Origin of the sequence: Levilactobacillus senmaizukei DSM 21775 = NBRC 103853 (assembly GCF_001592085.1) — a bacterium.
GTDB classification, from domain to species: Bacteria; Bacillota; Bacilli; order Lactobacillales; family Lactobacillaceae; genus Levilactobacillus; species Levilactobacillus senmaizukei.
Genome location: NZ_BCWD01000017.1, coordinates 40,839 through 50,181, shown reverse-complemented (window position 1 = coordinate 50,181; position 9,343 = coordinate 40,839). Strand labels below are relative to the sequence as shown.

10 protein-coding genes, 1 tRNA gene, 1 pseudogene and 1 riboswitch are annotated in these 9,343 nt (G+C 46.8%); of the genes and pseudogenes, 5 read left to right on the top strand and 7 right to left on the bottom strand.

The annotated features are described in order from the left end of the window. Nucleotides 1-233: pseudogene (locus LSE01S_RS11145) on the top strand (transposase); the annotation flags it as partial. A gap of 293 nt (nucleotides 234-526) precedes the next feature. Here the strand turns inward: LSE01S_RS11145 and LSE01S_RS07465 are convergent. After that, a complete protein-coding gene (locus tag LSE01S_RS07465) occupies nucleotides 527-826 on the bottom strand; it encodes a DUF2316 family protein (RefSeq protein ID WP_061777007.1) in 300 nt (99 codons plus the stop codon). Between the two features lies 1 nt (nucleotide 827). Continuing rightward, nucleotides 828-1,259 (bottom strand): MarR family winged helix-turn-helix transcriptional regulator, encoded by a 432-nt coding sequence (locus LSE01S_RS07460; protein ID WP_162257423.1) that lies wholly within the window; start codon nucleotides 1,257-1,259, stop codon nucleotides 828-830. Between the two features lie 553 nt (nucleotides 1,260-1,812). Here LSE01S_RS07460 and LSE01S_RS07455 point away from each other — a divergent pair. The 3 genes from LSE01S_RS07455 (at nucleotide 1,813) to LSE01S_RS11235 (ending at nucleotide 3,094) form a co-directional block, all read left to right on the top strand. Then, nucleotides 1,813-2,316, top strand: coding sequence for a Rossmann-fold NAD(P)-binding domain-containing protein (locus LSE01S_RS07455; protein WP_156470492.1), 504 nt, complete (start codon nucleotides 1,813-1,815; stop codon nucleotides 2,314-2,316). 398 nt (nucleotides 2,317-2,714) lie between these two features. Next, entirely contained in the window at nucleotides 2,715-2,855 is a 141-nt protein-coding gene (locus LSE01S_RS11140; RefSeq protein WP_061777011.1) for a hypothetical protein, read from the top strand. Nucleotides 2,856-2,914: 59 nt separating this feature from the next. After that, the gene (locus LSE01S_RS11235; protein ID WP_082622291.1) at nucleotides 2,915-3,094 is read left to right on the top strand and encodes an IS3 family transposase; all 180 of its coding nucleotides are present in this window, start codon (nucleotides 2,915-2,917) and stop codon (nucleotides 3,092-3,094) included. Nucleotides 3,095-4,033: 939 nt separating this feature from the next. On the opposite strand, the gene LSE01S_RS07435 is transcribed toward LSE01S_RS11235, so the two are convergent. From LSE01S_RS07435 to LSE01S_RS10945, 5 genes are all read right to left on the bottom strand, one after another. Then, nucleotides 4,034-4,106 (bottom strand) — tRNA-Ala (locus LSE01S_RS07435). Between the two features lie 68 nt (nucleotides 4,107-4,174). Next, nucleotides 4,175-5,386, bottom strand: coding sequence for an ABC transporter permease (locus LSE01S_RS07430; protein ID WP_061777003.1), 1,212 nt, complete (start codon nucleotides 5,384-5,386; stop codon nucleotides 4,175-4,177). Continuing rightward, a complete protein-coding gene (locus tag LSE01S_RS07425) occupies nucleotides 5,379-6,275 on the bottom strand; it encodes an ABC transporter ATP-binding protein (protein WP_061777002.1) in 897 nt (298 codons plus the stop codon). Before LSE01S_RS07425 ends, LSE01S_RS07430 begins: the two co-directional genes overlap by 8 nt. A 150-nt stretch (nucleotides 6,276-6,425) precedes the next feature. After that, nucleotides 6,426-7,748, bottom strand: coding sequence for a nucleobase:cation symporter-2 family protein (locus LSE01S_RS07420; RefSeq protein WP_061777010.1), 1,323 nt, complete (start codon nucleotides 7,746-7,748; stop codon nucleotides 6,426-6,428). A gap of 186 nt (nucleotides 7,749-7,934) precedes the next feature. Continuing rightward, nucleotides 7,935-8,033: riboswitch (purine riboswitch) on the bottom strand. 51 nt (nucleotides 8,034-8,084) lie between these two features. Next, a complete protein-coding gene (locus tag LSE01S_RS10945) occupies nucleotides 8,085-8,234 on the bottom strand; it encodes a hypothetical protein (protein ID WP_156470491.1) in 150 nt (49 codons plus the stop codon). Between the two features lie 87 nt (nucleotides 8,235-8,321). On the opposite strand from LSE01S_RS10945, the gene LSE01S_RS07415 reads away from it, so the two are divergent. Continuing rightward, entirely contained in the window at nucleotides 8,322-9,296 is a 975-nt protein-coding gene (locus LSE01S_RS07415; protein ID WP_061777001.1) for an asparaginase, read from the top strand. Nucleotides 9,297-9,343: the final 47 nt, after the last annotated feature.

Below are 9,343 nucleotides of genomic sequence, written 5' to 3'. Positions count from 1 at the left end.
GGACTTGGGGTTACTGTCTACTGGCCAGATCCATATGTGCCTCAACAACGAGGGACAAACGAGAATACAAATGGTTTGATTCGAGAATACTTCCCTAAAATAAAAGTCTAGAACCACGGACAGACGAGAAAATTAAGAGCTGCCAATGGCAGCTAACCCACCGCCCAAGAAAGGTTCTAGATTACTGTACCCCCGAAGAGGGTTTGTTTGATAAAGTGTTGCGCTTGGTTTGACAATTCGTCCCGTTCAAAAAAGCCGCTAGTTGCATAACTAACAGCTCATCGATCGTACATGAAACTGGTGATAACCTGGTGACTTGTGGGTGTTCCTGGGGATGTTTAGAGAGTGTGTAGAACCAAATCAATGGTTGCCAGTCATTTAATTTTACCCACAGAGTCTTCTTCTGAACTTTTTTAAGAGCTTAGTGGCTACTATTTGATTTATAAACAATTCGGCGTATTTAAGTGGTTCCTGGCCAAATCAAAGTGGCTCAATCCAGCTAGTGCAGGTACAATCTCGCATTAGCTTAATTCAATTGACCACGATTAACTCTATTTTGGTTTAAAAACCAATAATTGGCCGATGAACCGGTCAATCGACTATAGTTGATGGGCGTGTGATGTTGTTGTCTCAAGACTTGATTTAAATAATTACGGACAATCCATGGATCTTCAATATGGCGCACATTCAAATCCAAGACCTGTTGTAAATAGTCCGGTGTTGTCTGTAAATCGGCTGCCGCTTGCGCCACACTAAGACCACTTAATTTAAAATTTTCTTGTAATTCGCGCTTGGTTGCCCGTTGTTCCATTGCTGTTAATGACATTTTAGTCACCCACCTTTTCTAAATATCGAGTTAATTGGGTTAATAATGCTACTAGGTCATCGAGTTGCTTGGTAGTTAGCCCCTGCTCAAATAAAGTATTTAATTGGTTAAATGTTTGTGCAATTTGCGCCGCTGTTTTTGTCCCTTCAATTGTTAAAAATAGGGCTTTTTCGCGGGCACTGTCTTTGACTGGCTGACGCTTTAGCCAGCCGCGTTGACTCAGTCCAGTTAATAAATTAGAAGTACTCGCAGCCTGTCGCCCTAAATGGGTTGCCACCGAACGCTGGTTTGTTCCAGGATGTGCTTGCACATAATCCAGTACCCGTGCCTGATCTGGGTTAAGTCCTAGTTGTTTCAAGTGCTGATTCAAATTTTGTTGCTCAATTTGAGCCAGTTGATAAATTGAATGGACGATTCCGGTTTTATTTTGCACGATCACACCCGCTTTCTTTGGTTAGTTTAGCACGAATTGTTTTAATTGCAAGTGTTTTAATTGAAACAGTTTTGTTAGCTGTTCAATGTGAGGTCAAACTGGCTGGTACTCAAAGGTTTTCACCACTATAATGTATTCAAATATATTATAGTGTGGTTCATAATAAGGGGACAGTATATGACAAAAGCAGTGATTGTAACGGGGGCCAATTCTGGCCTGGGATTTGAAACAACTAAGCAAAAGGTGGCAATTATCAGCTCATCATGGCTTGCCGAAATATGAAGAAAGCTGCTGTAGCCCGTCAGAAAATTTTACAGACGATACCTGATGCCAATATCATTTGTTTGGAGTTAGACACATCTTCGTTGGCAAAAGTGAGGGCATTTGTTGTTGCATTTAAGAAACTAAACGTACCGCTTATGGTCTAGTATGTAATGCCGGAATTGGTAGTAAAACGGTTCATCAAACACAAGATGGTTTCAATAATATTTTTGAAACAAACTATCTTGGCCATTTTCTACTTACGCAACTTTTGCAACTTCTGCTGCCACTAATGGAGGTAAAAGCCCGGATTGTAACTGTCAGCAGTGAACGTCATGATGCATTGCTTAAAGGTGTGACATGGCCTGGGACAAATGAACTTGCATTTGGTGGCATGGATCCACAGATGGATGGTCAAAGTTATCCATTTTCCAAGCTATGCATGATTCTATTTGCATATGAATTAGATCGAAGATTGAGAGCTAACGCCCAGCAGATAGCTATTAATACTGTTAATCCTGGTCTCATGACTGAAACAGGATTGGCAAAGAATAAGTCACGTTTCACACCAACAGTTCTTTCACAGTTTGCAGGTATCATTGGCACCGCGAAGGATTCAGGAAAGATGATTACTGATCTCATTACTGCTGATAAATTTGCAGCAGGTCCAGTAAGATACTTTGACCGCAGTAGTGATAAGCCTGTACTATCATCAAATCTTTCTTATGATGAACAGGTTCAAGCTGAACTTTGGAATTTTAGTATGGGGGCAGTTGATCTAAAAGATAATGAATAAGATATCTTGAAGTGAACCTCGTGAATTGGAGAAAATCCAATTCACGAGGTTCTTTTATGTTCACGGCTAAGATTAAACAACAAATCCTGAAAGAATACGTTCAAGGGGCGTCGCCCCTTCAACTCATGCGGCAGTATGATATCAAGGGCAGTGCGACCATTTACTAATGGCTAACAAAATTTAAATTATTCGGTGTTCAAGGACTTCAAAATTATTCTGAGAAGACTTTCTATGACTATTCCTTTAAAATTGAGGTTATCAAATGGCGTCAAATTCATCACGCCTCTTATCCAGCAACTGCAGAACGTTTTCGCATCAAAAATCCAGTCACAATTTGGGATTGGGAGCGTAAGTTCATGGAAGGACGGTTGAAGCCATTCAGAGGACGGTCCTCAAAGATGCCAGATAAATCGAGTAAGCATAAAATAAATAAAGAACTTCAGGAAGAAAATGAAATTTTACGTATTCGGGTTGCCTGCTTGGAAAAACTCGAAGCCTTGGCACAGAAAAAATTTCAAACCAAGAAAAAGCCCAGTTAATCACTGAGCTAAGGCTGAAATTCAAAGTTAAATTAGCTGTGGTGTTGAAAGCTACAAGGATGGCGAGTAGTAGTTATTACGATGCGATTTACCGAAAGTATCAAACCGACTCATCAACGTTAGTTGATGCAGTAAGAAGAATTCGTAAGGGAAATCCGGGCTATGGTTATCGAACAGTTACCTTAGCATTGAGAAATCAAGGTATCGTGATCAATCACAAAGCCGTTTGCGTATCATGAGAACCAACGGTTTATTGTGTAATGCCTTCAATCGTAGAACTAAGAAATACAACTCTTATCGTGGGACGGTTGGTAAGGTCACACACAACTGCTTGAATCGTCGATTCAAGACCGATAGACCGTTTCGTTACAGAGCTTCGTTGGGGAAATCAGACCACAGAGGAGCGTGCCTACTTCGCTGCGTATATCGATCTTTATAACGGAGAAATTTTGGAATGGGACATAGATCGCCGAGCAATGAGCGTACAGCAGAAAGAGTTTCTGGTTAACTATGGGACCTTAGTTGTTGTGACTTTGTCAGAGAGTGACGTGTAATTTCTGAGCACGGGGTTACGTAGTATGAGACGGCTAGTGAGAGTCTTGAAAATTTTTGTTGTAGGAGACACCAATTCCAAAGAAACTCCGGAGAGCATTGCTCCTTGGGGTTCCTTTCTTTGACGTTATCAGGAATGGGGGGCCACTCAAGACTACAGTGTTGCGGTTGGTATTCCCTGCCGTGTTGTTAGAAAACTGGATGGGCATACTAAGGGCTAGTCTAGAAAGTATTCAGTTCGGCATCTTCATCTTCCTAGTGACTTTGGAGAATTTAACCAGTGGGTGGGGGCTAAAGGTCTGATAATTGCGCGAATTAGGGAGGCTGTAATCATGGGGCCTTTAAGGGTAAGCATATTTGAAGTGATTAGATTACCTGTTTTTTCGTCACTAGTTTCTACCGATGAAAGCCTAAATTTAAAGCCATTAACAGAAAATAAGGAGTAGGCTGATTTCTTAGCCCACTCCTTATTCAATATCTATCACTATCGATTAATTTAGTTCAAAACAATGTCATTTTAAATGCCATTTAATACCATCCGAAGACTTACTATGTGATGTTTCAAAAATAAGATTCCTGTAGTAATAGTACTTTGACGCTTATTGCATTCCACTGAAACCTATCAATGGACCCTACCGGATTTGAACCGACGACCTCCTGCATGCGAAGCAGGCGCTCTCCCAGCTGAGCTAAGGGCCCTAAATTCCCTATTAATTATACCACGTCACAGTCAGACGGTAAGAGGGAATTTAGTTAAGTGAGTGAGATTATTTTCGATGTAGGAGTTGTTGCCACAGGGAACGATTATCGTTTTGCAGCATGAGCCGTTGATAGTGTTTGCCGATCATGAGGGCCCCAACCGCAATAGCTGCTAAGAGAATGACTAGTGAAATGACGACTTCCCAGGTATTAGTTGTTCCATTGATTAGTCGTAGCGGCATGAAGTATGAGGAGAAGAAGGGCACATAGGAAAGAATCTTAACCGGGATGGCATCCAGGTTGTTCTGGAAGGGAAAGGTAGCGAAGAAGACTAGCATCCCCAACATAACCGTTGGCTGAGCCGCCTTCGAGGCATCCTCGGCCTTAGACACCAAGGCCCCACTGTAGGCTGCTAATAAGATAAAGATCACGACCCCGAGAAACAGGTACAGCAGGTTGATACTGAGGAAGTTGTGCAAAATGCCATCGATTAACGGGCGATTACTGGTCAACAAGGGCTTGAAGGAGCGACTGTTGCTGGCCCACTGATAAGCGGCGGCACCACCGGCCAGGTAGACGGCAATTTGCGTCAGAATCATCAACAGCATTCCGCCAATTTTTCCGATAAAGTAGCTGGTGGCCGTGGTACTGGAGAAGATGACCTCCATCAATTTGGTCCCCTTATCCGCGGCGATTTCTTGGGCGGTGATGGAGGAGTAGGTAATCAGGATGATGTAGAGTAGGGTAACAAAGGCCCAAAAGGACGCAATCTTAACGGTATTCGCTGTCCCACTCTTGGTTGAAATGTGGGACGCCAGGGTGGGCGTTCGACTCAAGACGGCCTGTTGCTTCGCCGTTAGCTTGGCCTGAGCGGTGTTAGTTTGGGCCTGATAGGCGCTCAGAAAGTTTTGAACCTGGGCTCGTTGGCCACCAGAGAGGGCTTGCGTGCCATGGAAGTCGCCCCGAATCGCTTGCTGGTCAACGCTGAGCACCAAATAGCCGGCAAGATGGTTAGCCTTTACGGCTTTTTTTGCTTGGTTGGTCGTCGTGATTCTTGTGTTCAGACCATCGCGATGACTCTTGAGATAAGCTTGGCGTAAGGGAGTCGACTGACTGACGACTGCCATCTGTTGACTACTCTTGGCGCTGTCGGCGGTCAAGTAACTGAGGCCGGCAGTTAGGCCAAACATCAGGAAGGGGCCCAGAATCATGAACAGAAAGCTCCAGGTCTTGATTTGCCGTAAATACGTTTCAAACATCACAACCCAGGTCTTAGTCATGTTCCTCACCTACTTTCAAGCGGAAGATTTCGTCCAGAGTGGGCGGTTGTTGGCTAAATTCCTCGATGTAGTGGCCGTGCGTCAGGGCATCAAAGATGGCGGGCCCCGCGGCCGGATCATCGAGATGGAGCAGGTAGTGGTTCGTGTGGCCAGGAATGACCTGGGTGACGTGATCGAGGGCGGCTAGGTCGGTCGCCGACCAGTCGGTGGTGACGCTCAGTTGGGTCTTGCCGAACTGATTGCGGACGTCATCCAGGGTACCGTGCAGGACCACTTCGCCGTGGCGTAACATAACCAGCCGGTCGCACAGGGCCGTCACGTGTTCCATGTCGTGGCTGGAGAAGATGATGGCAGCGCCATCATGCTTCGCGGCGATTATCGCCTGTTTTAACAGGTCGGCGTTCACGGGGTCTAAGCCGCTGAAGGGCTCGTCCAGAATGAGTAATTTCGGGTGGTGAATGAGGGTACAAATGAGTTGAACTTTCTGTTGATTTCCTTTGGATAGATCTTTAATCTTGCTACGCCGGGTTCCCTTGACGTTGAACCGTTTCAGCCAGTCGTCAATCTGTGGTCGCGTGGTTTGAGCCGATTGGCCCTTAAGCCGGGCCAGGTAGACGATCTGTTGCTCAATGGTTAGCTTGGGTAGCAGGCTGCGTTCCTCCGGCAGGTACCCGATTTCGTCGAAATTTTCGGTCGATAGGGGAGCGTCATGCCAGGTGATCTGACCCGTGAATTGAATGAAGTTCAAGATGCTGTGAAAGGTGGTCGACTTGCCGGCCCCGTTTTGACCGATTAATCCTAGAATTTGGCCATCGGGGACGTCAAAGCTGACGTCGTTTAACGCCTGAACCGTTGCAAACTTTTTGCTGATATGCTGAATGCTTAGCATGGCAATTCTCCTCGATGATTAATGATAGGACCATTATACCTGTTGGAGTTAAGGGAAGCCAAAGAAAGTCACGGGGGATGAGTCATTTGGTATAAGAACCTTGATATCTAAAAACGCCTCCACGGAGTTATACCGTGTGAGGTGTGAGAGTTAATCGGTTGTTTTGGGCTGGGTATCGGTAGTCATTTGTGCCCGCCCGGGGGCTAGTTTACGCCGAAGCTGTAAGTTGAAAATGGCGTTCAAACTGACGGCGGAAAAGCTGCCGATGACCACCCCATTGTTCATGATAATTTGTAACGATTGTGGCAGTGCCTGGAAGATTTGGGGGTAGACGGTAACGCCCAGGCCCAAACCAATCGAAATGGCGGAGACTAAGAGGTTGTTGTTATTTTGAAAGTCAACCTGTTGGAGCATCCGAATCCCTTGCACGCCCACCATCCCAAACATGACGATCATGGCACCACCCAGAACGGGGTCGGGGATGACCGTGGCCAGGGCCCCAATCTTTGGTAACAAACCTAATAAAATTAAGAAGAGTGCCGAGAAATAGAGGGGTTTGCGCGTCTTGACCCCGGAGAGCTGCACCACCCCGACGTTCTCAGAGAAGGTCGAGTAAGGGAAGGTGTTGAACAGGCCACCAAGGATCACGGCGATGCCTTCAGCTCGGTAGCCGCGCTTTAGGTCTGCCCCCTCCAATTTTTTCCCGGTGATGTCGGCCAGGGCAAAGAACACCCCGGTGGATTCAACCATGGTCGTCAGGGAGACCAGGATCATGGTTAAGATGGAAGACCATTCGAAGGTCGGCGTGCCAAAGTAGAAGAACTGGGGCAAATGGAACCAACTGGCCTGACCAACGGCGTTGAGGTTAACCATGCCCATGGCGGCGGCGATAAAGGTGCCAATTAAGATGCCGGCCAGGATGGCCAGTGACTTCATGAAGCTCTTAGCAAAAACGTTTAGCCCGAGAATGATGCCCATGGTCAGGAAACCAACCAATAGGAATTTGGGATCACCAAAGTTCTTGGCCGTGGCACTCCCACCACCGAGGTCCTGAAAACCCACGGGGATCAGGGTAAACCCAATGATGGTGATCAGTGATCCGGTCACCACTGGGGGAAAGAGGTGCTTAATCTTTGAAAACCAGCCGGCACTCAGGAAAACAAAGATGCCGGCACTAATAATGGCCCCGTACATGGCGCCGACGCCGTACTGTGTTCCGATGGCACTCAGTGGGGTGACGGCTTGAACAGCACATCCTAGGACGACCGGCAGGCCAATCCCGGTTAATGGTGTTCGCTTGAGTTGAAGCAGGGTTGCGACCCCACACATGAAGATATCCGCACTGATTAAATAGGCCATTTGCATGGCATTGAAATGTAATGCGCCCCCAATTAATAGGGGAACCAGGACGTCACCGGAATACATGGCTAATAAATGCTGAAATCCTAGAATGGCTGCTCGCCATAACGGCAGGGCCGCTTTGGCGGCGGAACCGGTTGACGGTACTGGTGTTGCGGACTTTGTGGACTGCAAGAAAGATCCTCCTTCTCGTGAGCCTATACGCCGCCAGAGTTTATTTTTGAAAACAAAAAAGCTCCCTTTGCAAAAAGGGGGCTAAGAAAAACTCGACCGACGAATTCTCTTCATCGGCAAAAAGAGTTTCGTCCTCAATTTGCTTATAGTCCAGAGTTTACGGCTCTGGGTAGAAACTCACCAACCTTATCTTGGCATTATATAGGCAATCACTTATATTTTTTATTGGAATGTCACTTACTCTACCACGGCTACTTTTAAAAAACAACGGGCAATCTACTTTTTAAGCCGGTGCCAGAGTTGCTTGAAAGCCGTTCCAAACCAGCTCATGACCGGGCCCCAGTCCATGAAGCCACCGGACCAACTATTTGATTTGGGATGTAAGTTGTCGCCGAACCGGGGATACTTTGATTGTTTCTGAGACATTGTAAAACCTCCTCTCGACCTAGATTAATTCTACCCTAAATAGGGTACAATGTGGGTACGAATATTTTTTGGAAAGAGGTTGATGTTGTGAAGAAGATTCTGGCTATCCATACCGGTGGGACGATTTCGATGTCTCAAAATGCACAGGGGGATGTTGTTCCGAATGCGAAGAACCCGATTGCTCAGGAGGCAACGATCTTAGCGGGTCGCGTGCACCTCGTGACCGATGAGATGTTTAACCTACCCTCACCTCATGTAACGCCGGTTGAAATGCTGAAGATTCAACAACGAATCCTCCGGGCCGAGGCTGATGGCATTGACGGCGTTGTGATTACTCACGGTACCGATACTTTGGAAGAAACGGCGTACTTCCTAGACCTAACGTTACCCAACACGATTCCAGTCGTGGTTACGGGGGCGATGCGTTCCTCTAACGAGATTGGGTCCGACGGGATGTATAACTTTCAATCGGCGATCGAGGTAGCCGCAGACGACGCCTCACAGGGCAATGGCGTCATGGTTGTTATGAATGATGAAATCCATTCCGCCCGTTACGTCACCAAAACGCATACGACCAACGTGGCAACCTTCCGCACGCCAACGTTTGGGCCCATCGGGATTGTGGCTAAGGACCATGCGGTTTACTTTCAAAAGCTGATCCGTCAAGCCACCTGTCAGATCGACCACGTGATCGACCATGTTTACTTGATCAAGGCCTATGCTGGGATGGATGGCAGTTTGTTCGAATTTCTCGATAATGACGCAACTGCCGGGGTGGTCATTGAAGGTTTAGGAGCGGGCAATCTACCGCCACGAACCCTACCGGCAATTCAACAGTTGCTGGACCGGCAGATTCCTTTAGTTCTGGTTTCACGGTGTTATAATGGCGTCGCCGAGGATATTTACGATTACGATGGTGGGGGCATTCAGCTTCGCAAGATGGGGCTGATGCTCTGTCAAGGACTGAACGGCCAAAAGGCGCGGATCAAGCTATTGGTTGGTCTGAGTGCCGGGTTAACGGGTGATGAGCTCAAAGACTTCTTGCGAACCGCCGTTTCGTAGATTTGGCGGGGCCTTAGCGGGCTATTTTAGACCAATTGTGATAAACT